The 25,511-nt window shown below is 69.1% G+C and carries 19 protein-coding genes and 2 pseudogenes; 16 read left to right on the top strand and 5 right to left on the bottom strand.

What is annotated here, in order from left to right:
• Positions 1 to 53: 53 nt before the first annotated feature.
• The gene (locus ACH47Z_RS21590; RefSeq protein WP_399075944.1) at positions 54 to 401 is read left to right on the top strand and encodes a rhodanese-like domain-containing protein; all 348 of its coding nucleotides are present in this window, start codon (positions 54 to 56) and stop codon (positions 399 to 401) included.
• Positions 398 to 1,144, top strand: coding sequence for a sulfite exporter TauE/SafE family protein (locus ACH47Z_RS21585; protein ID WP_399075942.1), 747 nt, complete (start codon positions 398 to 400; stop codon positions 1,142 to 1,144). The genes ACH47Z_RS21590 and ACH47Z_RS21585 overlap by 4 nt, the downstream gene beginning before the upstream one ends.
• A 9-nt stretch (positions 1,145 to 1,153) precedes the next feature.
• On the opposite strand, the gene ACH47Z_RS21580 is transcribed toward ACH47Z_RS21585, so the two are convergent.
• The gene (locus ACH47Z_RS21580; RefSeq protein WP_399075940.1) at positions 1,154 to 1,441 is read right to left on the bottom strand and encodes a metal-sensitive transcriptional regulator; all 288 of its coding nucleotides are present in this window, start codon (positions 1,439 to 1,441) and stop codon (positions 1,154 to 1,156) included.
• Positions 1,442 to 1,540: 99 nt separating this feature from the next.
• Between ACH47Z_RS21580 and ACH47Z_RS21575 the strand changes: the two genes are divergently transcribed.
• From ACH47Z_RS21575 to ACH47Z_RS21540, 8 genes and pseudogenes are all read left to right on the top strand, one after another.
• Entirely contained in the window at positions 1,541 to 2,128 is a 588-nt protein-coding gene (locus ACH47Z_RS21575) for a rhodanese-like domain-containing protein (RefSeq protein WP_399075938.1), read from the top strand.
• 167 nt (positions 2,129 to 2,295) lie between these two features.
• The gene (locus ACH47Z_RS21570) at positions 2,296 to 3,555 is read left to right on the top strand and encodes an MFS transporter (protein ID WP_399075936.1); all 1,260 of its coding nucleotides are present in this window, start codon (positions 2,296 to 2,298) and stop codon (positions 3,553 to 3,555) included.
• Between the two features lie 110 nt (positions 3,556 to 3,665).
• On the top strand, positions 3,666 to 4,022 hold the full coding sequence (locus tag ACH47Z_RS21565; RefSeq protein WP_399076432.1) for a KUP/HAK/KT family potassium transporter: 357 nt from the start codon (positions 3,666 to 3,668) through the stop codon (positions 4,020 to 4,022).
• Between the two features lie 688 nt (positions 4,023 to 4,710).
• Positions 4,711 to 5,085 (top strand): hypothetical protein, encoded by a 375-nt coding sequence (locus tag ACH47Z_RS21560; protein WP_399075934.1) that lies wholly within the window; start codon positions 4,711 to 4,713, stop codon positions 5,083 to 5,085.
• A gap of 343 nt (positions 5,086 to 5,428) precedes the next feature.
• Positions 5,429 to 5,735: pseudogene (locus ACH47Z_RS21555) on the top strand (alpha-hydroxy-acid oxidizing protein); the annotation flags it as partial.
• Between the two features lie 455 nt (positions 5,736 to 6,190).
• Entirely contained in the window at positions 6,191 to 8,959 is a 2,769-nt protein-coding gene (locus tag ACH47Z_RS21550) for a S8 family serine peptidase (protein ID WP_399075931.1), read from the top strand.
• Positions 8,956 to 10,368 carry a hypothetical protein gene (locus ACH47Z_RS21545; RefSeq protein WP_399075929.1) on the top strand — a complete coding sequence of 471 codons (1,413 nt, stop codon included), beginning with the start codon at positions 8,956 to 8,958 and terminating at the stop codon, positions 10,366 to 10,368. The genes ACH47Z_RS21550 and ACH47Z_RS21545 overlap by 4 nt, the downstream gene beginning before the upstream one ends.
• A gap of 209 nt (positions 10,369 to 10,577) precedes the next feature.
• Positions 10,578 to 11,570: a helix-turn-helix domain-containing protein gene (locus ACH47Z_RS21540; protein ID WP_399075927.1), complete on the top strand. Its 993-nt coding sequence runs from the start codon at positions 10,578 to 10,580 to the stop codon at positions 11,568 to 11,570.
• A 293-nt stretch (positions 11,571 to 11,863) separates the two neighbouring features.
• Here ACH47Z_RS21540 and ACH47Z_RS21535 read toward each other — a convergent pair whose 3' ends face one another.
• The 3 genes from ACH47Z_RS21535 to ACH47Z_RS21525 form a co-directional block, all read right to left on the bottom strand.
• Entirely contained in the window at positions 11,864 to 12,982 is a 1,119-nt protein-coding gene (locus tag ACH47Z_RS21535; protein ID WP_399075925.1) for a 3-hydroxyacyl-CoA dehydrogenase NAD-binding domain-containing protein, read from the bottom strand.
• Between the two features lie 58 nt (positions 12,983 to 13,040).
• Positions 13,041 to 13,607: a carboxymuconolactone decarboxylase family protein gene (locus ACH47Z_RS21530; protein WP_399075923.1), complete on the bottom strand. Its 567-nt coding sequence runs from the start codon at positions 13,605 to 13,607 to the stop codon at positions 13,041 to 13,043.
• Between the two features lie 479 nt (positions 13,608 to 14,086).
• A complete protein-coding gene (locus tag ACH47Z_RS21525; RefSeq protein ID WP_399075921.1) occupies positions 14,087 to 15,280 on the bottom strand; it encodes a PucR family transcriptional regulator in 1,194 nt (397 codons plus the stop codon).
• A gap of 298 nt (positions 15,281 to 15,578) precedes the next feature.
• Between ACH47Z_RS21525 and ACH47Z_RS21520 the strand changes: the two genes are divergently transcribed.
• The 4 genes from ACH47Z_RS21520 (at position 15,579) to ACH47Z_RS21505 (ending at position 20,200) form a co-directional block, all read left to right on the top strand.
• Positions 15,579 to 17,267 (top strand): alpha-keto acid decarboxylase family protein, encoded by a 1,689-nt coding sequence (locus tag ACH47Z_RS21520; RefSeq protein WP_399075919.1) that lies wholly within the window; start codon positions 15,579 to 15,581, stop codon positions 17,265 to 17,267.
• 54 nt (positions 17,268 to 17,321) lie between these two features.
• Entirely contained in the window at positions 17,322 to 18,542 is a 1,221-nt protein-coding gene (locus ACH47Z_RS21515) for an aromatic acid exporter family protein (RefSeq protein WP_399075917.1), read from the top strand.
• An 81-nt stretch (positions 18,543 to 18,623) separates the two neighbouring features.
• Positions 18,624 to 19,511: an alpha/beta fold hydrolase gene (locus ACH47Z_RS21510; RefSeq protein WP_399075915.1), complete on the top strand. Its 888-nt coding sequence runs from the start codon at positions 18,624 to 18,626 to the stop codon at positions 19,509 to 19,511.
• A 32-nt stretch (positions 19,512 to 19,543) separates the two neighbouring features.
• Positions 19,544 to 20,200, top strand: a complete 657-nt coding sequence (locus ACH47Z_RS21505) for a LuxR C-terminal-related transcriptional regulator (RefSeq protein ID WP_399075913.1) — start codon at positions 19,544 to 19,546, stop codon at positions 20,198 to 20,200.
• 62 nt (positions 20,201 to 20,262) lie between these two features.
• Here the strand turns inward: ACH47Z_RS21505 and ACH47Z_RS21500 are convergent, their stop codons facing one another.
• Entirely contained in the window at positions 20,263 to 21,813 is a 1,551-nt protein-coding gene (locus ACH47Z_RS21500) for a YhgE/Pip domain-containing protein (protein WP_399075911.1), read from the bottom strand.
• Between ACH47Z_RS21500 and ACH47Z_RS21495 the strand changes: the two are divergent.
• Positions 21,785 to 22,450, top strand: a pseudogene (locus tag ACH47Z_RS21495) (alpha-hydroxy-acid oxidizing protein); the annotation flags it as partial. The gene ACH47Z_RS21500 and the pseudogene ACH47Z_RS21495 overlap by 29 nt on opposite strands.
• A gap of 555 nt (positions 22,451 to 23,005) precedes the next feature.
• The gene (locus ACH47Z_RS21490) at positions 23,006 to 25,099 is read left to right on the top strand and encodes a SpoIIE family protein phosphatase (protein ID WP_399075909.1); all 2,094 of its coding nucleotides are present in this window, start codon (positions 23,006 to 23,008) and stop codon (positions 25,097 to 25,099) included.
• Positions 25,100 to 25,511 lie beyond the last annotated feature (412 nt).

The raw sequence follows: 25,511 nt of genomic DNA, 5'->3' as shown, positions 1-25,511 counted from the left end.
GAGCGAGAACCATGTCGAGCCTCTTTCGACGCAGTGCAAGCAGTCCGGGACGGGTGACCGTGCAGGACGCCGCGATCCGCACCGGTCATGCCGCCGGACGGGGCGGTGACGCCCTGCTGCTCGACGTACGCGAACCCCACGAGTGGCAGGCCGGGCACGCGCCCGGCGCCGTACACCTGCCCCTGACGGCGCTCGCCGCCGGTGCCGGACTGCCCGCCGAAGCACAGAGCCGGCAGCCCGTCGTCGTGATCTGCCGTTCGGGCAACCGCTCGCAGCGGGCGGCCGAACTGCTGCTCGCCACAGGCGTGGAGGCCGTCGACGTGATCGGTGGCATGCGGGACTGGGCCGTTGCCGGACTGCCGGTGGTGGACGCGCACGGCAGGGACGGGACCGTCGCATGAGTGCTGTGATCCTCGCGCTGATCGCCGGGGCCGTCATCGGTCTGGCCCTCGGGGCGCTCGGGGGCGGCGGCAGTGTGCTGGCCGTGCCCGCCCTGATCTACCTGCTGGGTTTCACCCCGGTCGCGGCGACCACCGCGAGCCTGGTCATCGTCACCGTCACCTCCGCCACGGCGCTGTCCGCGCACGCCCGTGACGGCCAGGTCCGCTGGCGTACGGGGCTGCTGTTCGCGGCGGCGGGAATCGGCCCGGCGATGCTGGGCGGGGCGCTCGCCGGTCGCCTGCCGGCTGCCGCGCTGGCCGTGTCCTTCGCCGTGGTCGCGGCCGTCGCCGCGATACGCATGCTGCGGCACCGCCCGGCGCCGGGAACCGCCACACCGGTACGGCCCGTCCGGGCCGCGGCCGCGGGCGCCGGGCTCGGCGCGGTCACCGGCGTGCTCGGCGTGGGCGGCGGCTTCCTCGCCGTACCGGCACTGGTCAATGTCCTGGGCATGCGGATGCGGGCGGCGGTGGGCACCAGTCTGCTGGTCATCACCATCAACTCGCTCGCCGCGCTGGCCATGCGCGCCGGAACGGCGAGCGGCCTGAACTGGGCCGTCATCGGACCGTTCGCCGGCGCGGCGATCCTCGGCGCCTGGGACGGCAAACGCCTGTCGGCCAAGCTGCCCGGGGACACCCTGCAACGCGTGTTCGCCCTCGTCCTGCTCGCGGTGGCCGGCTTCATGCTGGTGGACGCGGTGGCGTAACGGCCGCCCTCACGCCAGTGACAGAAACAGCTTCTCCATCCGCGCGCGCATCGCCTCCGCGTCCTGCCCGTTCCTCCTGCCCGACTCGATGTCCGCCACGCACTGCTGCAGCCCGGTGGCGATGATCGCGAAACCCGCCCGGTCCAGCGCCCGCGAGGCCGCCGCCAGCTGCGTGACGACCTCCTCGCAGTCCCGCCCTTCCTCGATCATCCGGATCACCCCGGAGATCTGCCCCTGCGCCCGGCGCAGCCGGTTCAGCACGGCCTTCAGGGACGTGCCCTCGAGCTCCAGTTCCACGACCACTCCTCTGCCTATACCCCTAGGGGTACTCTACGTCCCGGTTCGGGACGGCGACGACCAGACGACCATCAAGAGACGACAAGGATCACCGCTGTCATGACCAGCCCCCTCGCCCCCATCACGCTCGGCACCGACGAGGCCCGAGAGCGACTCCACGAACTCACCGTCATCGACGTCCGCACCCCCGGCGAATACGCCTCCGGTCATCTCCCGGGCGCCCTCAACATCCCCCTGGACCACGTCCGTCGCGCACTGCCCGAGATCCGGCACGCGGCCGGGCGCGGAGACGTCCTCGTGGTGTGCGCCTCCGGTGCCCGCTCGGAGAACGCCTGCAAGCTCCTGGCCGAACAGGGCATCCCGACCGCCACCCTCGCGGGCGGCACCACCGGCTGGGCCGCGCAGGGGCATGACCTGCACCAGCCCGCCGCGTGCGACACCCGGGCCCGCTGGAGCATGGAACGGCAGGTCGGCTTCACCGCCGGAGCGGTGGTGCTCCTGGGGCTGCTTCTCGGCCTGCTCGTGCACCCGGCCTTCCAACTGCTCTCCGTTGGCATCGCGGGCGGCCTCGTCTTCTCCGCCCTCACCGACACCTGTGGCATGGCGGCCATGCTCGGCAAGTTGCCGCACAACCGGCCCCGCGCAGCCGACCTCGACGCCACGCTCGCCGCGCTGCGCGGCCGCTGAGCCGGAGCGACCGGTCCCGTCCGGAAACCGGAGGATCCGATGGGTTTTACCGACGTCCACCCACCGCCGCTCGTCGGCACTGGGCTGAGCAGCAGGGCCTTCGCTGCCGGCCTCATCGGCGACCCTGGCGACCGTGGGGCCACCGGCAACTGTCTCGCGGAGGACTCATGACCATCGCAGCCGAGGCAAGCTGCATACGGCTCGGGATGCGCGCCAACCTCGCCCAGTTCACCCTGCTCGTCGCCGTCAACGCCCTGGTCGGCGGCATGCTCGGCCAGGAACGCATTGTCCTGCCGCTGCTGGCCCGTGACGTCTTCCACCTGACCGCCTACACCGCCGCGCTGACGTACATCGTGGCCTTCGGCGCCACCAAGGCGATCACGAACTTCTTCGCCGGCACCCTCTCCGACCGCTACGGCCGCAAGCCCGTGCTGGTCGCCGGCTGGCTGGTGGCGCTGCCGGTGCCGGCGCTGCTGATCTTCGGGCCGGCCTGGGGCTGGATCGTCCTGGCCAACGTCCTGCTCGGCGTCAACCAGGGCCTGACCTGGTCGACCACCGTCATCATGAAGATCGACCTGGTCGGACCGCAACGGCGCGGCCTGGCCATGGGCTTCAACGAAGCCTCCGGCTACGTCGCCCTCGCGACCACCGCCATGGCCACCGGTGCCATCGCCGCCCATTGGGGGCTGCGGCCCGGCCCCTTCCTCCTCGGCGCCGCCTACGCCGCCCTCGCCCTGGGCCTGTCCACCCTCGCCGTCCGCGAGACCAGGGGCCACGCCCGCGCCGAGGCCGCCCGCCACCCTGCACCCAAGAACCCCGACCACCACGGCGAGCTGACCACCGGCCAGATCGCCCGGATCACCAGCTTCCATGACAAGGCCCTGTCCGCCGCCAGCCAGGCCGGCATGGTCAACAACCTCAACGACGCCCTCGCCTGGGGCATCTTCCCCCTCCTCTTCGCCGCCCACGGCCTGTCCGTCGCCGCGATCGGCGTCCTTGCCGCCCTCTACCCGGCGGTGTGGGGGCTCGGGCAGCTGTTCACCGGCTGGTGGTCCGACCAGATCGGCCGCAAACACCTGATCACCGCCGGCATGCTGATCCAGGCCGCGGCCATCGCCCTGGTGGCGACCGGCACCAGCTTCCCCGTCTGGGCCACCGCCCAGGCCCTCCTCGGCGTCGGCACCGCCCTGGTCTATCCCACCCTGCTCGCTGCCATCGGCGACGTCGCCCACCCCGCCTGGCGCGCCCGTGCTGTCGGCGTCTACCGCCTCTGGCGCGACGGCGGCTTCGCCGTCGGCGCCCTGCTGGCCGGAGCCCTCGCCGACGCCTACGGGCTGACCACCGCCATCTGGGCCGTCGCCGCCCTCACCGCCGCCTCCGGCCTGATCGTGGCGGTGCGCATGTACGAAACCCACCCTCAGACCTGAGTGCAGGCAACGGTCCGACAGCACGCATCCGGTGAACCGGCGAAAGCTCCGGCAGTTCTGGCTTCGCCCATGAGGAGGAGGTCACTTCCCAGGCCGCCCAGCTCGGTTACCTGCCGAGGCTGCGGATCGCGCACACCTCCGATTCGACCATCGGCCAGATCTACGTCCCCTGGAGCAACGGGCTGCTGATGGTCTCGGTCCTCACCCTGGTCTTCGCCTTCCGCAGCTCCGCGACGCTGCCCTTCGCGTTCGGCATGGCGGTCACCGGGACCATCACCATCGCCTCCCTGCTGTTCTTCTACGTCGCCCGCGCGAAGTGGCGTACGCCCCTGTGGCTGATCGTCGTCGGCGCGACCGTGCTGCTCTTCGTGGGCCTGCTGTTCGTGGCGGCCAACATGACCAAGCTGGTCCACGGCGCGCTGCCGCTGCTCATCGGCCTGACCGTGTTCACCGTCATGCCGATCTAGCAACGCGGCCGCGGGCTCGTCACCGCCGAACGCGCACAACTCGAGGGCCGGCTCCCCGAGTTCATCGACGACCTCCGCTCGGCGGCAAGCAGACCGCGCCCCTGGCCATGCGGGCCAGGACCGGCTCTCCGCCACCCTCCAAGCGCTCACCCACGCGAGCGCCGCAGAGCCCCGAACCCCCGAGCAGACTCAAGCACGCCACGCGATCAAGGAATGTGAGCGGAGGCTCGCCCGCGACCAGGCAGCCCTCGACGCCGGAGCCGACCCCGCCGCAATCCCCGCTCTATGCGCAATAGATCCGGCGAATCACTGAGAGTCTTGGAGACATTGCACAGCGCGTCCAGACCGCTGCCCCCGACAAGAAGGGCCCCCTGTACGAGGCCCTGGGCATCACCATCAGCTACGAACACGCAACGAGGACCGCGACCGTCAGATCGAGGCCCTCGTCACCGTATCGTCAAGCGTTGTGTCCGAGGGGTGAGTTGACGGCTGACGATACGGGCGTCGTGGCTCAAGGCAGACTCGGCCCCTGAGACCTCTTTCAGCGCACGCCGACAAGCGGCTCGGCCACCTCCTCCGTACCCGGAAGCCTGCAGCACTCCGCCCCAACCGCCTCGTCCGGCCTCGGCACCTTCGGCCACGGCAGACGCTCTGCGTCCCCTTCGCCAGAAGCGGGTACGAACCGCACATGCAGCACAACAGCGCACGCCTGAAGGCAGCATGGATCTGCCTACTCATCGTCGGTGCCGGCATCCTCATCTTCGGTGTCGTCGCCGCGGTCGCACCGGGGGCCGACGACGAGCAACTCATGCGGGCCGACGGTGCGGCCGCGACCGGTATGGGCCTGTTCGGTGTACTGATCACCCTCGTACCGTTCCGCTGCGGGGAAAGGTGGGCGTGGTACGCACAGTGGTACTACCCGGCCTTCTGGATCGCCCACTTGGCGGGAGGGCTACCGCCGGGCAAGGACCACGTCCACCAAGTGGTGTTCATCGTTCTGTCGCTCGTAGGGCTGCTACTGCCCGTTCGCGTCTTCTTCCCCCGCGCCATGACCACCGCCTGACCTGGGCACCCGTCAGCGCTCGTGCGTGCCCGAGCCGGTGAACGGGACCGTGGGCGTAGTCGCAGTGTTCCGCCTGTCTGGGCAGTGACCCCAATTCACTCGTTCCGGCAAGCACCGCACCGCTGCACTGACCTCGTGGCCATACGAGTCGGCTGGGCAGACACCGGAGACGAATGCGGCGAAGGCCTGTGGCTGCTGCCTTCGTCCCCATCATGCTGCCGTGTCAGGGGACCGACAACCGGTGGCTCGCCCGCGCCGTACCCAGAAGCGAGGCCCCGACCGACAATGGCCGGGGCCCAGTAGCATCCGGCTAGCCGAGCGTGCCGCCGAACTGGCCTGCGACCGCCAGGCCAAGGGCGGTCTGCCCGCCCTCGACGCCCTACCTGCCGTGGTCGAGGCCGCCGACGGCCTGCCCGTCGTGTTCGACTCCGGCGTCCGCACGGGAGCAGACATCATCAGGGCCTTCGCCCTCGGTGCCACAGCCGCATGCGTCGGCCGACCCTACCGCCTACGGCCTGACCCTCGACGGGACGGACGGCACCGTTCACGTCCTGCGCTCCCTGCTTGCCGAAGCCGACCTCATCGTGGCCGTCGACGATTACCCCGCTCTGGCCGACCGTGCGCCCGACGCCCTCCGCCGCATCCGCTGATGCGAGACGATCCGTACTCCCGGTGACGCCTGGCTCGAAAGACGGACCCTCGGAAAACTCGAGCTCGCCCCGTGTCGTTGCGGTCATCTCCGACTCCACCGTCGCCCGGGCGGAGCCGGCTCTCCGGGGGCAGACCGGCTGGTCACGCCCGCTTCACGTGGCTCGGCAGAGGCGAAAGAGGGCCAACGCGCCTCGACCACCGGCTGCGCGCAGTGAAACGCCCTGACTGCCATCAGCTACCGACATCATGTCGACAACACAGACTCAAAGCCGGTAAATGCCGTACAGCTTCGCCGTTTCGGTGGCGACTTCCTGCCGGTTGGCAGAAGTCCGCCAGCCTGCTCATCTTGTGGCGGCTTTTCCAGGTTGAAAGATTCCCCGCAGCGTGGGCGCTGTTCGGGGGCAGCGCCTTGTCTTTGCTTTCCCCGAGTTCGCTTGCAAGAAGTGGAGTGCCCATGAAACGGCGGAGACGAGCGTTCGCTCGCGGCCTCGCCATAGCCAGTGCGGCCGTGCTGCTCGCCGCACCCGAGCAGTACGCGTCGGCCACCGGAGCGAAGACCTCTGCGGTCGATTCCGGTGCGAAAAGTACGGCTTCGGTGGGCGCGTTGCCCGGCATACCCGGGTCCTCGGCGCTCGGTCCGTGGCGCTCGTTCCAGCAGCCCATGCCCGCACAGTCGGCGAAGAACGGCCCGCACCAGGTCCTTGTGGTGCTCGGCTCGGCCACCCACGTGACCGGCAAGTCGCTGGGCAAGCACCGCAGTCTGCAGATCCGCACCCCGCTGACCTCGGACACCGCGGTCAACTCCGCACTCCACCGGACTCACGCCGTCTCCATGCGGCCGCTGGTGCCGGGTCTCACCGCCGCCCAGGCCCGGCAGCTGCACTCAGCCGCCCAGGCGAAGCTGGGATCCGCGGCGATCGACCTGTCCAAGGTCCAGGTCGTCCAGCTGGCCGGCGGCGACGCCTCGGCTGCCGCCCATACGCTGGCCGCCGCACCCGGGGTCGTCTACGCCGAGCCCGACCGGACCGTCTCCCCCATGAACACCGGCGCCGTGCCGCTGCCCTCCTCAGTGGGCGCCACCGCAGGGAAGGCCGACTCGTCGGCGAGGGAGCAGGACAGCGGTGCGACCGGCACCGACGGTGTGCCCGGCAACGCGGCTCTCGGCACCTCGCTGCAGAGCTTCCTCAACGCCGGCGGCGTCGACGCGACAGGCGCCTACAGCCTGCTGAAGCAGCAGTTCCAGCAACTGCCCGGCGCCGGTGAGACCATCACCAACGTCTCGGTGGGCGACCTCACAGACGCGTCGACTCCGAACCTGGGCCCCGCGGGGCCGACGACCGTCGTCCAGAACGGCCGGCGATACCTGGACATCCCCACGATGCCCTTGATCCCCACCTACACCGCGGACGCGACCGGCACACTCGACCCGACCGGCTCGACCCGGGGGCAGGACTCCGCGCTGGGTGAGGTGCTGCTGGACTTCTCCGTGATGGCGCCGCTTCCCCACGACCTGCAGCGTCCGGGCATGCAGGGCAGCGGGAACTCAGACCTGCTGGGCATCGCCCCGGGGGCCGACTACCGGCTCGTCGTCCCGCAGCAGCCGACGTTCAGTCAGATCGCGGTGGCCCTGCTGGCTGCCGCCCGGCAGCAGCCGCGGCCCGACGTGATCACCGCCAGCCTGGGCTACGGCACCGACGCTTTCGGGTTCGCCGGACGCTACCTGGAGGACGACCCGGTCCAGCAGTCCGTCATCGCGTCGATCGTGCAGCAGTACGGCATCACCATGGTGGTCTCGTCGAACGACGGGACCCGTCTGTTCACCAACGCGGCCGTCGGCCCCGACGGCGGCAGCACCGCGACCGCCGTGACGGGCAAGGCCGCCGACACCACCAGGATCGACGACGACCAGCTGTCAACCACGCCCAGCAAGGTCCTGGACTCCGGCGCGATCGCCGCGGGCGGCACCACGACAGACGACACTCTGGCCGTGCCCCCGCAGAACGGCGCAGCCGCGTCGGGCAACGGGACCTGGGCGACCACCAGGCTCAACGGCTCCGGGATCTTTTCCTCGGGATTCGGCACCCGGATCGACGTCTCGGCGCCCAGTGACGGCATCCCCGCCTTCGAGCACCGAGGCCAGACCGCGCAGTCGGTGACAGAGGTCCTCAGCGGAGGCACTTCGGCCTCCGCACCCGAGATCGCGGCCGCCGCGGCGGTCGTGCTGCAAGCCTCCCGGCTGACCGGGCAGCACCCGTCGCCCCAGGACGTCCGCTCGCTGCTGGAGCGCACCGGCCGGGCCGTACCGACTGCGCCGCAGATCGACCAGCCGCTGCACGTCGGTCCGCAGCTCGACGTCACCGCCGCGGTGCAGGCGGTCCTGGCCAAGGCGCACGGCAGTCATGTGACCACGGGCACGCCCCGGATCGTCCGGCTCTCCGTGGCGCATCGCCAGACCATCGGCGGGCTCGGTGGCTCCTACCTGGAGGCCACCGACCCCGGGTACACCGACCTGGCCGGACCGGGCACGGGCGCCAGCGCCACCGGTGAGGGCCTGGTGGGACCGGTGACCATCGGCGCCGACGTCACCGGCCTGAGCGACCGGGACGGCGTGAGCTACGCGCTGCGCATCAAGAACCATGAGTTCACCTCCGCTGTGCCGGCGATCCGACTCACCCCCACGCAGATGCTCGCCGCCGCCGGACTTCCGGTCGTCTCCGCGACGGACCGTCAGGTCCCACTCACCTTCGAGGTGCGCCACGGCAACGAGGTGCTGGCCTCCACCACTCACCAGCTGACCTTCGGCCCCACCGACGGCGGCTACGCCGAAGCACTCGCCCCGGTGGTCCAGCCCGTGGTCGAGGCGGGGCACTCCGTACAGGTGCGCTACGACCTGACCGGCGTGCGGAACGTCAGCTCGCCCCAACTGGTCGTGTCGCAGGTCGGCCACTGGAACCCCGCGTCGGCGCCCATCTTCTCCGCCGTCCACACCGCCCCGCTGACGGGACTGCGCGGCACCGTCACCGTCCCGGCCGACGCCTTCTCCGCCGCGGCGGCATCTACGGCATCGGTGTCCTCCAAAACCCCGCGGGCGGCGCCAAGCGCGGCCCGGTGTACGGCGAGTTCGCCTCCGTCCGCGTCGACGGCGGTGACCCGTCGCAACGCCCGGCGGCGCCGACCCTGGCTGCGAAGGGATCCCAGGAGTTCGGTCACCTGCTGGAGGTGAACCGGGCTGCGCCGCGATTCTCGGTGCACTACGACGTGTCGCGGGTCAAGGGCGCCACCGGCACGCTGCTGGAGTTCTCCGCACCCGGACCGAACATGTACAACTCCTACAACATGGTCAGCAACCAGAACGGCACCACCCACGACCACAACGGGGTGGACAGCCCGGCCACGCTCGACCGCTCGCTCACGGGCACGCGAGGCACGGCGGACCTCGACGCCCTCGCGCTCAAGCTCCCTTCCTCGATCGCCTACGACCTGCGGGTGTTCGCAGTCGACCAGCACGGCAGGACAGTCGGGCAGGCTTCGCCGACGTCTCTTCTGGCCTACGACGACGGAATGGCCCCCGACGGCACGAACCTGACCGACTTCGCGATCGTCCCCGGCGGCACGTCCGTCGCGGCGGTCGAAAGCCCCACCGGCGAAGGCTCGGTGTACGACTACGACGCCGCCACCGGAACCTATGGCCGCAAGCTGACGAGCGACCCCACGTACGGCTCCATCTACGAGGTGTTCGGCGTCGACTCCGCCCAGCACGCGTTGGTCCTGCACAAGCAGACGACCACCGGCGAGCAGTGGCTCGAGACATACGACACGGGCACCGGCGACGCGGTGGGCAGCCCCGTCCGGGTCGATGACCAGTACGTCGTGACGGGCGGGCGGGTGGACGCCAAACGCCACCGCGCAGCGGTGCTCGCCCACCGTTCGAGCGACCGGGCGGGCTTCGTCCTGCCCGTGGACACGGCAACCGGCGCAATGGGCACCCCGCTCCAGCTCGATCCCACTCCGGACGGGAGAACGTCGTACGGCCTGCTGGACGTGGACGAGTCGACCGGCCTCTTTTCCGCGCAGAAGACCGGCACCACCGTCAACTGCGTGGCATCGATCGGCTCCGGCACGGTGGCAGCGGTCGACCTGGACACCGGGACGGTCACCCAGAGCCAAGGTGGTATCCCCTGCGCCGGGGACCTCGCCGCCGACCAGAAGGGCAACCTCTACGAAACGTGGTACCACTCCTACAGCGTCAACTTCGCCGGCACCGGATACCTCGGGCAGCTCGGCGGCGGTGACCCGGTGAACGTCGGAACGGCTCAGACGCCCCTCGCGCTCGCCGTCGACGGGGAGCACCATTGGGCGTTGCTCGCCTTCCGGTTCCCGGACCTGAAGCCCATGGGCGGCTTCCAGCAGTACGGCTTCACCGACAACAACGCCACCGGACGCATGGCCGTCGTCGACCTGAAGACAGGCAACACGGTGGGTACGGTGACCGGCGTCGAGTACCCCCTGTACGGCTCCTGGAACGGCCGGCTCGAGACACACCGCGAGCGCGTCATGCAGCTCGACCCGGCGACCCGGACGGGCTGGACGTACGCAGGCGACGGAAGCCAGATCCAGCAGTTCTCCTACTGATCCGATCCGCTTGCTCGACACCCGGGTCCGCGGGCGCCACAGCGCCCGCGGACCCGCGGGCCTTACGGGAACCGGCCATGACCCCCGGCCCCCGGACCAGGCCCTCCTTGACGACATGGAAAATGTCGACGGGACAGCTGTGGCGCAGGAACAAAGGTCGCCGACATCCGCCGGCCGGCGGGCAGGCGATATGAAGGCGGAAAAAGGGCATGCCATTCAACGTACTGGGACTGACAGAGGAGACTGAGCGCGTCTACGCCGTGCTGGTCCATACGCCCCAGGCCACGGCTTCGGAGCTCGCCGGCGCCTGTGAACTGTCCGTTCCCTCCACCACGCGGCAGCTGGCCGAACTGGTCAAGGAGGGCCTGGCGACGCGGGCCACCGGCCGACCGCCCCGGTTCACCGCGGTGGCCCCCGACATCGCTGTCACCGCGCTGATCCGCCGCCGTGAGAAGCAACTCGATGAGGCCCGGTCGCAGGTGCACCGGCTGATGGAGGCACACCGGGAGGCGTCCCGGATCAGCAGCCCGGACCTCGCGGTGGAACTCCTCACCGAACGCGCCGACGTCAGTACCGCGGTGCAGTGCATGACCACCCAGGCACAGCGCGAGATACGGGCCTTCGACCGGCCCCCCTACGTCGACCGGCCTGGCAGCAACCTCGACGAGCAGATCAAGCGGCAGCGCCGCGGCGTCGCCCACCGCGTGATCTACGACCGCGCCGCCGTCGCCTGGCCGGGCCGCCTCGCGGACGACATCCTGCCCAGCGTCCGGGCCGGCGAACAGGCGCGTGTCCGTACCGAGCTGCCGCTCAAACTCGTGATCTGCGACAGCCGGGTCGCGATCATCCCCATCAGTTCGGCGCCGGGCGGTCAGTTGGCGGCGTATCTCGTGAAGAGCTCACCGATGCTGGTGGCCCTAGAGGCGCTCTTCGAGGCGGAGTGGGAGCGGGCGGTTCCCCTGCCCCTGACGCACCGCACAGCCGCCGAAGGGAGCCTCGAGAGCGGCACCGGCGAACCCGACCAGGAGACCCGGTCACTGGTGTCGCTGCTCGCGGCAGGGCTCACCGACGCCGCGATCGCCCGCGCCCAGGGCTGGAGCGAACGCACCACCCAACGCCGTATCCACCGGCTGATGAGTCAACTCGGGGTGAACACCCGGTTCCAGGCCGGGCTGACCGCCGCCCAGCGCGGCTGGCTGTGACTTTGCCAGCGAAGCGTGCTGCGGGCAGCCGGGACAGGGGCCAAGATCCGGACCATGTGCGGACCAACTCAGCTCATCATCAGGCGATTCCACCCGTTACCACAGGTCAGAACCGGTTGAGGTGGCGTCGCCACCCACAAGCGCAATCACACGGCAGCCACCATCGATGAACGCGGGCGCGAACTCGGCAGCCCCACCACCGGCACCACCAGCGCCGACCACCTGCGTTTACTCGCTTGGGCACATCGCTTCGACGAGCACCGCGTCCAGAAGCCGGTGCAGGTCATCGATCCTCACCGGGTGGGAGCGGGCGGAAGCTCACCCAGCGCACGCATGAGGGCGATCTGCGCCTGGTCCCGCTGAGTTGCGAGTTCCTCGATGGGTCGGTCGCCGAGGTAGGCCTCGGCCTGCTCGCTCAGGAGTTTGACGGTGGCCTCGTCGAAGGTCGGGCTTCCCAGGAACTTCCAACTCTGTTCCATCGCGGGAGCGAGATGCGAGAGGAAGTGAGCAAATCCGCCGGAACCGCCGCCGAGATGGAAACTCTGGAAGGGCCCGGCAACCGCCCAACGCGGGCCGATCGAAGAAGTGACGAGTTCGTCGAGTTCCTGCTCGGTCACCACTCCCTCGGCCACCAGATGGACGCACTCGCGGAAGAAGGCCGCCTGCAGGCGGTTCGCGACGAAACCCGGAACTTCCTTGTGCAGGACCTGGGGCTTCTTGCCCAGGGCGCTGTAGAAGGCGCGTGCCTGCTCAACGGTCTCCTCCGAGGTGAGCCTGCCCGGAACGATCTCGACAAGAGGCACCAGGTGCGGCGGGTTGAAGGGGTGGCCGACGATCAGGCGCTCGGGCTGCTTGAGGACGGTGGCGATCTCGCTGGCCGGAAGACCCGAGGTCGAGGTGGCGAAGAGCGCATGGGCAGGAGCGTTCTCCTCGATGGTGGCCCACATCCGGTGCTTGATCTCCAGGCGCTCCGGGCCGTTTTCCTGCACCACGTCGGCGTGGGCCACCGCGGCGGCCAGATCGGCCTCGAAACGCAGCCGGGCAGTCAGGTCGTCCGTCCGCATGCCCAGCTCTTCCAGCGTGGGGGCGATGTCTGCCAGACCTGCGCGGACCTGGCTCTCCGTCGTGGGAGCCGGGTCGCTGATGGTGACCTCACAGCCGTGGGCGAGGCACAGGGCTGCCCACGACATGCCGATGACGCCGGCGCCGACGATGGTGACGTTACGGAACGATTCCGCGTTCGCAGTGTTCATGGTGTGCGATTCCTTACGGGTGGTGAGCGTCGCACCGCGACATTGCATGAAGTGTTTGAGGGCTGCCCGCGGGCCTGCCATGCTGACGGAGGGCGTGCCTGATCTCTGTTGCCGAGAAATCGCAGGCAAAGTATGCATGGCGAATTTTCCGAGTTCCACGCCTGCCTCTCTCGCGCTTCTCGGGGGTGTCGGCCCCGTACGGGCCGACACCGCCACGTCACTGCGCCGGTACCTGCATGCGCCGGCTCGCGTCGATCACGGCATCACCATGGTCTTTCTCGACCTCGACATCGAGAACGGTGCAGACCCGTCCGAAGGACCAGTAGAACCCGGTCACCTGCATGATCTCGAGGATCTCGCGTGGAGTGAGGCGCTCCTTCACCGCGGAGAAGATCTCGTCGGAAACGGTCGGGGCGGCGACGACCGCGGCCACGAAGCGGATGATTGCGCGGTCGTCGCCGGGGAGCTCCGGGGCGTTGAAGTCCTTGCGCTTGATCGCGTCCCGTACGGCGTCCGACACACCGACGGACGCTGAGATCGGCACGTGCTGGGTGAACTCGTATGCGCAGTCCGTGGCGCTGGCCGTGGTCAGAATGGTCAGTTCACGGTCTCGCGGGGAGAGCGCCAGCTGGGTGAACTGCGCCTGGCCCTGCCGGAGGAAGATCTCGACGGTGGCCTGCGAGTGCGACAGCATGTCGAATGCCGCGTGCTGCGGCAGCTGGTCGAGGAACTCACGCAGTTCCTTGGGAAAGTCCTGCCGGTCGGGATAGGTAAGACGGGACACAACGGCTCCTTCTGGGAATGCGACGGTGAAGTGCTGCTCTGCTGCGGCAGTGGATGGGCCACTCGGTATGCCGGGCCGTCAGGCCGCATGCCATACCGTCTCCGCGTCTTCGAGGTCCGCACCATTTCGAATGGTTGGCCGCCCTCGCCGGACTGCGGGGCGATTGCCTGCATTTGCCAATCTAGGCTTGCGTGACCGCGACGCACCGAAGCTCGACTACAAATTCTCGTAGTGCTTACGCCAATCGGCATGGAGTCGCATTCCGGTCAGAGTGCTACCGCGACCGGGCGCGGGCGAGGCTGTTCGGCTCGATGGAACATTCGTGCCGACCCGCCGTTGACCCTCGCCGTGATTGTCGTGAGCGTCCCCTGCGGGCATTACCTGCTATCAGGTCGGCACCTATGCGCTCGGTCCGCCCGCATGCCTCGGTCCCCATGCGGCGCACGCCCCACGGCAGACAAGGGTGAAGGAATCCTCCGTCACGTCTGATAGAGACGGAGCGCGACCAGGGACGCGACGAGTCCGTCGCCGCTGCGCGGATCGAATCCGGTGAGTTCGTGCCACCGGCCGAGCCGGTAAGCCAGCGAGTTCGGGTGCAGGTGCAACCCGCGGGCCGCGGCGGCCACCGACAGGCCGTGGTCTGCGAATGCGGCCACGGCCTGGGCCAGGTGGGGGTCCGTGCGCGCCGTGGCCACGGCCTTGGTGAACAGCGGAGCCAAGCGGATGGCCTGCCCGCCGAGGCCGGCGGCGAGCCAGGCGTCGGCGAAGTACACGACACGGCACTGTTCGCCCGTCCGGGACAGCGCCTGGGTCGCGTCGGTGATGCTGTCCGCCGCCCCGGCCAGGCCGGGGCGGGACAGGCCGACGCCGATCGCGGTGGCGTCCCGCCGCGGCGGGATGGCCGCGGCGGCTGCGGCCACGGCGTCCGGGTCGTGCCGCTGCCCCAGGACCAGGAGCCGGGCGCCGGCGGTGGCGCAGTGGAGTTCGCCGGTCAGGGCGGTCAGCCGAAGGCGCAGCTGTTCGGTGCGGTCGTCCTGCCAGTCCTCGGCGGGCAGGCACAGCGCCTGGAACTCGCCGTCGACTCGGTAGCCGAGCGCTTGGGCCAGGGGGGCCGCCGCCTCCACCTGGACGGGGTCGGCGGTGAGCGCGGCGAACAGCCGGTGGGCGAGCGTGACCCGGGTGACCTGAGCGCGCCGGACCTCCTCGCCGTAGGCCTCGGATGCGTTGCCGGTGAGGACCCGGATCCAGGTCCAGATGAGCGTGACCAGATGCGTCAGGTCGCCGACGTGCTCGGGGTGGTCGGCCGTGGCCCGCTGCAGGATCAGGTTCCACGCCTCGCGAAAGGTGACGTGATAGGCCCCGAGCATGAGTTCGATGGGCAGGCCCTGCTCGGCGCGCCGCCGCCCCAGCTCCCGGGCGTGGGCCATCTGCTCCTCCCCCGGCGGCCGCTGCTCGGCGATTCCGGCGAACAGCATGCGGCCCTGGTACAGCACGAAGTCCCGGTGTTCCTCCGTAGGCACGACGGCGTAGTCGGGGATCTCGGCCCGGATTCGCCGGACGATCTCGAGACTGATCACCGGCAGGTCGTCGGTGATGTGCGCGCAGATCTGAGCAACGGCGTTCCGGGCCGCGTCCGAGAGGGGGATCGACAGTGCCGGGTTCTCGGATTCCACGAACTCGACCCTAGCATTTCTGGCTTTTCACCGTAGATCCAGAGCGCTGGGTGGTGAAAATCTCAAATCTCGGACGGAAGATCGGCCGACGGGGGGTGCGGACGCGGGGAACCGTGAGGTCGAAGGGTGAGCGGCGAACCGGTTGGCCCGACAGCGGCCCGGGCTCGTGGATTCCACAAATCCTGGCTCAGCATCTCCAGGTTTTCGCCGTAGTTTTGTCCGTTATGCAGTGAAATGCTCGAACCGTTAGCGAAAAACCAGTGGAACAGGCGCATCTGCCGGAAACCGAGGTCCAGACATGACAGGCGACTACACCGTTGGCGACCACCTTCTTGCCAGGCTCGACGAGATCGGTGTCCAGCACGTGTTCGGCGTGCCGGGCGACTACAACATGGCCTTCCTCGATCGCATCGTCGAGCACGACCGCATCAGCTGGGTCGGCAACGCCAACGAGCTCAACGCCGCCTACGCAGCCGACGGCTACGCCCGCGTCAACGGGGCCGGTGCCCTGCTGACCACCTACGGTGTGGGCGAGCTCAGCGCGATCAACGGGATCGCCGGCGCCTACGCCGAATACGTCCCGGTCATCCACATCGTGGGCGCACCGTCCACGGCGGCGCAACAGGCCGGCGCGCTGCTCCACCACACCCTCGGTGACGGCGACTACCGGCACTTCGCCCGGGCACACGCCGAGGTCACCGTGGCCCAGGCCTACCTGAGCGCGGGCAACGCGATCGCCGAGATCGACCGGGTGCTGGCCACCAGCCAACGGGAACGGCGTCCCGGCTACCTCGTACTGCCCACCGACGTGGCCGCGAGCCCGGCCGAGCCGCCGACGCAGCCGCTTCTCGTACCCGCGCCGGAGGCTTCGGCCCGGGTGCTGGAGGAGTTCACCGACGCCGCACGCACCATGCTGGCCGAGGCCGACACACTGGGTCTTCTCGCCGACTTCCTGGCCGACCGGTTCGGTGTCCGGGCCGAGGTGGCCGAGCTGGTCGCTGCCGGCCGGATCCCGAACGCGACGCTGTCCATGGGCAAAGGCGTGCTCGACGAGAGCGCCCCCTTTTTCACCGGCACCTACTGCGGCGCCGCCAGCGACAAGCGGGTGCTCGCCGCCATCGAGCAGGCCGACGTAGTGCTGTCGGTCGGTGTGCGGTTCAGCGACAGCACCACTGCATTCAGCCACCGTATCGACGCGGAGCGGACCATCGACATGCAGCCCTGCGCCACCCACGTCGGCGACCGGGTGTTCGCTCCCCTGCCGATGCGCGACGCCGTGCGAGCGCTGACCGGGGTGCTGGCCGAGTCGGGCCGGTCGTGGGCGCGCCCGGATCTTCCGCCGGCCTCAGCCGATGACCTGGCCGACGAGACGCCCTCCGACAGCGCGGAAGCCTTGCGTCACGCGACGTTCTGGCCGACGATCCAGAGCTTCCTGAGGCCGGGCGACATAGTGGTCGCCGAGCTGGGCACCTCGCTCTTCGGAGCGCAGGCGATGCGGCTGCCGGCCGGGGCGACTTTCATCGGCCAGCCGTTGTGGGCCTCCATCGGGTACACCCTCCCGGCGACCCTCGGCGCACAGCTCGCGGCGCCCGGGCGGCGCACGATCCTGCTCATCGGGGACGGCTCCGCACAGGTGACCGCTCAGGAGCTCGGCACCCATCTGCGGGAAGGCTGCACGCCGATCGTGCTGCTGATCAACAACGGCCGCTACACCATCGAGAACGTACTCCACGGTGGGGAGCGTCGCTACAACGACATTCCCCGATGGAACTGGAGCCTGCTCCCGGCGGCCATGGGAGGCGAGTCGGCGGCCACCATGCGGGCGAGTACACCGGCCGAGCTGAGCACGGCACTGGCCGGCGCCGCCGATCCGGCCGACCTGGTGCTGCTGGAGGCCGTACTGCCCCCGTCGGACGTTCCGGAGGTGCTCGTGCGGGCCACGGAGCAGTCGCTCGCCGCTGCCCAGGATGCCGACGCGGCCCGCTGAACACCGATGACACCCGGACCGACCATCGAGACACCCCATCGGCGGAACAGCACCATGGATCCTTTTCTCCCTGGCACGCGGCATGGAAGCACGGCGGTAATGCCGCGGGCCTGGACGGCCGCGCTGCGAATGATCAGTGCGGTCCGCGCGAGAGAGAGTGAGTACGTCCTGCGCCATGGCGTGAAGAGCCTGGTCGCAGCGGTGTTCGCGTGGCAGCTCATCGCCTTGTGGCTACCGGGGCAGCAACAGTTCCTCGGCGTCGGCACGGCGTTGGTCATGGCCAATGCGTCCACGGTGTACAGCTCGGTGGTCCATGCCGCGCGCCGGGTGGCGATCCAGGTGTCAGGTGTCTCCCTGGCTGTCGCCGCCGCCTGGTTGCTGGGGGCCACCGCCGGAGCCATCGTGGCCGTCCTGATCGTGGTGCTGCTCACCGGTGGACGTCGTAACGGTGAGGACCGGCTTCAAGTCGCTTCGACTGCGGTGATCAGCCTGACGGCCGCCGCAGCGGCTCCGGTCGGGCATGTGGTCGTCCCCGCGGTCTCCACCCTTGCAGGTGCCACGGTGGGAGTCGCGGTCAATGCCTTGGTCTTCCCACCGACGTATCTCAGCCAGTCCGACGCCGCCGTGCGCGGCCTGGCCCGCTGCACGGGCACGTTGCTGCGGGACATGGGCCGTGACGTGAGGGAAGGACGGTCTGCGAGTCACGCGCACCTCTGGCTGGAGAGGGCACGAGAGCTGGAGCGGCAGGTCTCGGACGCTCGCGACGAGGTGCAGAAGGCTGCTGAGAGCCTGCGCTGGAACGCCCGCGCAGCCGCGCACCGACAGCACATGTCCGCAGTCTACGAATACGCCTTCGAAGTTCTCCACAGGGCGTCGTTCCAGGTGCGAGGCATCGCCAGGACTCTGGCCGACAGCCTCGGCGCGGACAGCACCGACCACGGCCTGAAGCAGGGATTCGCAGTGCGATACGGGGAGGCACTCGAGTTGGCAGGGCAGGTCTTCCTCACATATGCCGCTCTCGGTGTGGCGGCCGACGCACATCAGGGCGATGCCCGGAGGCAGTTGCGCACAGTGATCGATCGCATGCTGACCTGGCATGCAACGGTGACCGATCTGCTCGAGCGCGGCGCACTGACCGATCTGAACGCATGGCAGGTCTACGGGTCGCTCGTCGCCGATGTGGAGCGACTCCTCACTGACCTGGACGGCATCGAGCCACCCGAAGAAGCAGGTGCGGCTGAAGTCGTCAGCGTTCGTGGCGTACTGAGTCGATGATCCGATCGAGCATCTGTCTCGAACGTCTGTCGTGACACACGGAGAGGAGACATGTCACGTGAGCCGAGAGCGAGGCGCGCAATGTCAGCCGCTGGGGCAACCGATGGCGTCGAAGCCTGGTGGTCAGGAGGCGAGTACGTCTCTCTCCGCCTGCGCGGCGTCGAGCATCTGATCTTCGTACGCCGGATGGGCAGCGGGCCCCCGCTCACACTCCTGCACGGATACCCGGCTTCGTCCCACCAGTGGGCCAAGATCGCGCCCGAGCTGGCCCGCAACCACACCCTGGTGATGCCGGACTTCCTCGGCTTCGGCGCGTCCGCCAAGCCGCACGAGCACGATTACTCCCTGATGGAGCAGGCCGATCTGGTGGAGGCACTGTGGGCGCACGACGGCTTGAGTGCCACCCGGGTCGTCGCTCATGACTACGGCAGCTCGGTCGGGCAGGAGCTGCTCGCACGACGTTCGGAGGGCTCGCTGTCTGTGGCCCTGGTCGACATGACTCTGATGAACGGCGGCATCTACCCCGAACTGCACCGGCGTACCGACGCGCAAAGCCTGCTCCTGGACCCCCAGTTCGGCCCCGTGCTGAGCGCGCAGGTCGACCAGGACGGATTCATCACCGACCTCGCCGTCACGTTCGCACCCGCCTACGACGCGCTGACCGACAGCGTGGATATGTGGCGGACGTACAGCCGTGACGACGGACATCTGAACTCCCATCTGCTGCTGCGCTATGTCCGCGATCGGGAGACGTACCGCGATCGCTGGGTCGAGGCGCTCGAGGGGACAGACCTTCCGCTTCAGTTCGTGTGGGGTCTTCAGGACCCGGTCTCCGGCGCGCACATCGCCGAGCGGATCCGCGACAGCGTGCCCGGGGCACGGCTGCTCGAGCTGCCGGACGTGGGCCATTGGCCGTCGCTGGAGGCGCCGGAGCGAGTGATCTCGGCACATGAAGACAAGCGCTATTGATCGCGTATCGCGTTACAGGAGGCGACTGGTCCATGATCAATGAACCGGAGGAATGGACCGACCTCCGACAGGAGATGGCGGTCTGGCGGAACCGGTTCCTGCGGCTGCTCGACCGGTCGCCGGCACCCACTGCGATCAGCCAGCCCGATGGATTGCTGGTGATCACCAATCCCGCATTTTCTGCCCTGTGGGGCCTGACGCCGGGACATATGCGTGATCTCAACCTGCTCGATCTGCTGGTCTCCCCGGACGAGGAGTCACTGCTCAAGATCTCGGAGGGGCTTCGATTCGGGCGTCGTTTCCGCTACCCGATTCGAGTCGAGTGGGACGCCGTGGGCGTGACGAGAACCGGCCAACTCACCGTGGAACCGGTCAGCGACGAAGTCATCACTCCGACGCTGCTCATGGTGTTCCTGCACGTCGACCCGATGGCGCACGGGGCAGAACCAAATCTGGTGCAGGAGTTGTCACCGAAAGAAGAACGCATCCTGGCGTTGGTCGCGTCCGGAGCCACCTCCGCGTTGATCGCCCGGGCGGTCGGCCTCACGGCGGACGGCGTCAACTACCATCTCTCCCGGATGTGCCGCCTGCTGAAAGTGCCGAACAGGACCGCACTGGTTGCCAAGGCGTATGTCCTCGGAATTCTGAGCCCCACGTCCTGGCCCCCCGGCTCCGAAGAAGGCGAGTGACGTCGGGCGAGCCCCGCCCACTCTGACCGGGCGAAACGGCGGAGGCGCCGGACCACCGCTCGTCATGCCGGAACCGCCCCGCTCAGTCCGCTCAGTACGACGTCGTGGCATCGCGACCTGTCGCCGATCTGAACGATGGCGGCGTGGGGCTGGTGGTCGTACGCCGTGGCAAGAAGGAGGCAGGCTCCGGATGCCGGCGCATCAATTTCGTAAGAGCCATCGGATTGCGTGCCGATCCGGCCCAGTTGGCTCCCATTCAGCGAGAGAAGGGTGATGGCGGCCAGGGACACGACGTCTCCGTAAGAGTTCCGTACCCGGCCGAAGACGCGGGGTGCTGCCTGCGAGGGAGGGGTTGGCTCGGTGGCGTTGCGCCGGTCGGGCGCCGCAGTTCGGGGAGCAGGCCTTCCACCGGATTCGTGCTGCGTACCGCCGGCTGGGGCCGCGAGGGAGACCGTGGAGCGGAAGTGTGCATGTGCGGCAGTGATCTGATGGCTCGTGAGCCGCTGGTGACCGCCGTGATCACGGATCCACGCGACGATCAGTCCCAGGGCCAGGCCGACGAAACACCCCAAGGCGATCATGATCCAGCCACGCGTCAGGCCGGCATCGCCCCGGGCGTCGAAGTAGAGGATTGCGCGAACGCCGTCGTCGATCTGCCGCATGGGTTCGAACTGGGCGAGCCACCGGTAGGGGCTGGGAACGGTCTGGAGGGGGAAGCTCCCCCCGGACGAGGGCACCGCCAAAGCGACGAAGAAGAGCATGCCCACCAGCGACCCGAGTCCTCCGACCAGCGAAATGATGGTTTGAGTGGTCACCCCGACGGCGATCGAGGCGCATACGGAGTAGATCCATAGCTGACCGAAGTGGGGTGTATCCATGTGAAGGGCGAATTTACACGTGAGCCAAATTGCTGTCGCGGTGACCGGTGACAGGACGACCGACATGACGGTCTTGGCCACCAGTGTTTGGGTGCGGGTGATCGGGACCGGCAGATTGCTGGACCAGCGACGTCCGCGCTCGGCTGACTGATATCCCAGAGCGAAATCGACCGAGCTGCTGACGACACCCGCACCCAGATAGGCGCCAAGAGTGAGGACGAGGCTGACGTAAAAAGCGCTGAGGCCGAATCCGGAATGGTTGCCGAGAGGGCGATGCTCGCTCGTGTGCAACGTGACGGGGTCGGCCAGCAATATCTTCTCGGCGGTCGGGATCGCCCGGCGGCTCGTGTGGTGCGCGGGCTCCATGTGCGCAGCCAGCGTCGCGGCGATACGACTCGATACGGTGTGAGTCGTTCGCTCTCCGACGGCTTGAACCGAGGAGGTGGCCACACTGCCGGAACGGGGGTTGGTGAGCAGGTGGACACTCGGCTGCCGCGGAGCCGTCCCATGGGGCGCGACCGGGCCGGTCAAGGACAGGACGCCGCTGCTGAAATCCGCCGGAATGATCAAGGCGCCGTAGACTGCGTCTTTGTCCATCTCGGCTTCTGCCCCGCGCAGACTCAGGGTCCGCCATTCCACGCGTTGACGGGAATCCGCCGCGGTCGTGATGCCCCGGACGATCTGCGGACCGAGGTGCACCTTCCACCGTGCCGAGAAGGCCGGGTTCAAGGGCATCGTGGTCACTCTGGACACCTGGATCACCGGCTGGCGCCCCCGCGACCTGGCCGTCAGCAATTTCCCTCAGCTGCGCGGAAATTGCCTGGCCAATTACACCAGCGACCCGGTCTTCCGCGCCCGGTTCGCCCGCAGCCCGGAGGACGACCCGCAGGCCGCGGTCGCCGAGTGGGTGCGGATCTTCGGCAACCCCCTCACCTGGGACGACCTGCCCTGGCTGCGCTCGATCACCGACCTGCCGCTGATCCTCAAGGGCATCTGCCACCCCGATGACGCCCGCCGCGCCAGGGACGCGGGTGTGGACGGCATCTACTGCTCCAACCACGGCGGACGCCAGGCCAACGGCGGCCTGCCGGCCCTCGACGCCCTGCCGGAGGTGGTCGCGGCCGTCGACGACATGCCCGTTCTGTTCGACTCGGGCATCCGCACGGGAGCCGACGTCGTCAAGGCCATCGCCCTGGGCGCCACAGCCGTAGGCGTCGGCCGGCCCTACGCGTACGGCCTGGCCCTGGACGGCGCGGACGGCATCGTCCACGTGCTGCGCTCCCTGCTTGCCGAAGCCGATCTCGTCATGGCCGTCGACGGCTACCCCACCCTCGCCGACCTCACGCCCGACACACTCCGCCGCATCCGCTGACAGGATTTCCGGGGACGGCCCGCCACGGTCGTGCAGGGCCGCCGGCGGCGGATGACGCCGTCAGCCGTCACGACACCATGACGACATCACGCCCGGGCCAGGGCACACAGCTGGTGGGCCAGGTCGCGTACCGGCTTCGCACCGAGCGCCACCACGAACCGCACCCGACCGGTGCCCCGCGCCAGAACGTCTGCTGTGGCTGTGCACCCGCCTGGTGCAGCGTCGCCACCCCGTAGGCGCGCAGGGCACTGCCTCGCCATAAGCACCACGGAGGGTGGGAGGCGGGCCGTCCCGCGCTGGCTGTGCGTCCGGTGTGCGACCCCAACTCGGCAGTCCGTGTCGAGACCATCCGCCGTCATCTGATCGTGGGCCTTCTGCGGCTGGGTGATGTCGCGCCCGACCGGCAACGCCCCGCCTCCCTTCACTCTGGTGAGCCAGAGCGCTCGACAACAGCGGGCCGAGGCCGCACGGCGGCAGCACGTCCGACAACGCTCGCAATGTGAGGGAGCGCCACACAGACGCCAGGAGCAGGCTGGATGGTGGAGGTGGGTAGCCATGGCGCAAGACGAAGCCATCTCGCCCGTCGAGGGTGCCGCGGTACTGGAAGCACTGTTCCACCAGTCCCCTACAGGGCTGCTGATCCTGGACACGGAGCTGCGAATCCTACGGATCAACCTCACCAGGCCGGTTCTGCACGCCGCGCCCCCTGAACAGATCATGGGCCGACACGTCACCGAGGTGTATGACCTTTCCGCACCCGGTGAGGTGGAGGCGATGCTGCACAGCGTGCTGGAGGGCGGCACACCCGCGCGGGGGCGACTCGTGGGGGTGCGTCCGAAGGGCGGCGCGCCGGGGCCGGAGTACCTGTTCTCCGTCTCGGCATCTCGCCTGGAGGACTCGCAGGGGAGGATCTTGGGGCTGCTGACGGAGATGCTCGACGTCACCGAACGCGAAAAGGTGGACGCCCGCCTGCGTGTCCTCGACTCCGTGCGCGAGCACGTGGGACAGACCCTCGACGTGGTGGCCACTTGTGAGGAACTGGTGCAGGCAGTGGTGCCGGACCTCGCCGACATCGCCGTGGTGGAAGTCGTGGACGCAGTGGTACGTGGCGAGGAACCTCCGCTGAGCCCCCTGGGACCGGAGGTACCCCTGCGCCGTGCCGCCTACGGCCACAGGGGCGGCGGGGAGCAGATTCAGGCGCATCCCGTGGGCGACGTGCGCGCTCTGCCGTTTCCGACGCCTTACGCCCAGACGCTGACCGACCTCAAGCCCCGCCTCGTTGCCCTGTCACCCGACACGCCCTGGCTGGCAGCGGACCCGCCACGCGCCGAGGCGATCCGTGCATCCGGTGCCCGCCTTCTCATCACAGCACCCTTGACGCTGCGGGGAACCGTGCTCGGGCTGCTGAGCCTGTACCGCACCGACCAGGCCGACGTCTACGACGAGGACGATGTCACCCTCGCCCGCGCAGTGGCCGCTCACACCGCGCTGTGCATCGACAACGCCCGCCGCTACACCCGCGAACACGCCATCGCCTCGACCATCCAGCGCCACCTGCTGCCTCCACACCCTGCGCCCCGGACCACCGTTGATACAGCGCACGTGCAAGTGCCCGCCGAGGTGGGAGGAGGCAGCGGGTTCGACACTTTCGCCCTGTCCGGCGCCCGCACCGCACTGGTGGTCGGCGAAGTCGCCGGCCAAGGCATCCACGCGGCCACCACCATGGGACAGATACGGACCGCCACCCACTCCCTGGCCGCACTCGACCTGGAGCCCGACGAACTACTCGCCCGCCTCAACGACACCGCCATCAGCCTGGCCCAGGAACGCGCAGCCCTGCCGCCCGACGACCCCATGCCGCTCACGGGAAGCTGCGCGTACGCGGTCTACGACCCGCTCGCCCAGACCTGCACCATCGCCCTGGCCGGCCATCCTCCACCCGTCATCGCCCATCCCGACGGGACCACCGAGATCCCCGACCTGCCCGCCGGACCTCCTCTGGGCACCGCCGAGGGACCCCCCTTCGCCGCCACCACAATCTCCGTCGCCGACGGCAGCGTCCTCGCCTTCTACACCGAGTCACTGCTGCACACCTCACCGTCTCCGGGCACCCTCCAACGGGTCCTGGCCCACCCTGAGCGGCCACTGCAGGATCTGTGCGATGACGTGCTCTACCGGCTGCGGAACGACTTCCCCCACGGCGACGTCATCCTCCTCCTCGCCCGCACCCACCCGTTCCCCGCCGACCAGGTCGCCACGTGGCATCTCGACCACCACCCCAAAGCCGTCGCCACGGCCCGCACCCACGCCCGCCACCAGCTCATCCTTTGGAGAGTCGATGAGGAAATCGCTTACACCACCGAAATGATCGTCAGCGAACTGGTCACCAACGCCGTCCGCTACGGCACCCCGCCTGTCCGGTTGCAGCTCATCAAGGACCGCACCCTCACCTGCGAAGTCCACGACAGCAATTCCCTCGCGCCACGGCTACGCCACGCGAAGACCATCGACGAAGGCGGGCGCGGCTTGTTCATCATCGCCCAACTCGCACAGAACTGGGGTGTCCGCTACACGCTCGACGGCAAGACCGTCTGGGCCGAGCAGACCCTCCCGCCCGCAACCACGGCCCGCCCCCAACAGCGGGCATAGGTTTGTCACGACACGCATCACTCCGCGCCCGCCCGGAGTTCCCGCCGGACCGCGCCATTGAGATGCCGGGCTACCCGCACCCGCCAAGCCCACCTGCCAACGGCTACTCCAGCCTGGGGCCGGGCCTATTACGAGCTGCGGGGCCTGGCGAACGGCATGTGGCTGAGGAACGACACGAGCAACGGTCCGTTCGGTCCCCCGCACAGTCCCAGATTCATCCACGGCTTGCGCGCAGAGCTTGCCAAGGTCGTCACCGAACTCCTCGACGCCTTCTGAACTACTGGCCTCCGCAGTTTCGCGTCGCTCGAAAGTCAGGTCGGCCTGAGCTGTGCGTTGTCGCGGTGCTGGGGGCCGCGAGGCCCGTAGTCGATGTCCGCGCCGGTGTTGCTGCTGGTCATGACCGCGGCGGGAG

It is taken from the genome of Streptomyces sp. NPDC020192 (assembly GCF_044388685.1).
Taxonomy (GTDB): Bacteria; Actinomycetota; Actinomycetes; order Streptomycetales; family Streptomycetaceae; genus Streptomyces.
The sequence above is the reverse complement of the archived record's forward strand: the minus strand, read 5'-3'. Positions and strand labels throughout refer to the sequence as shown.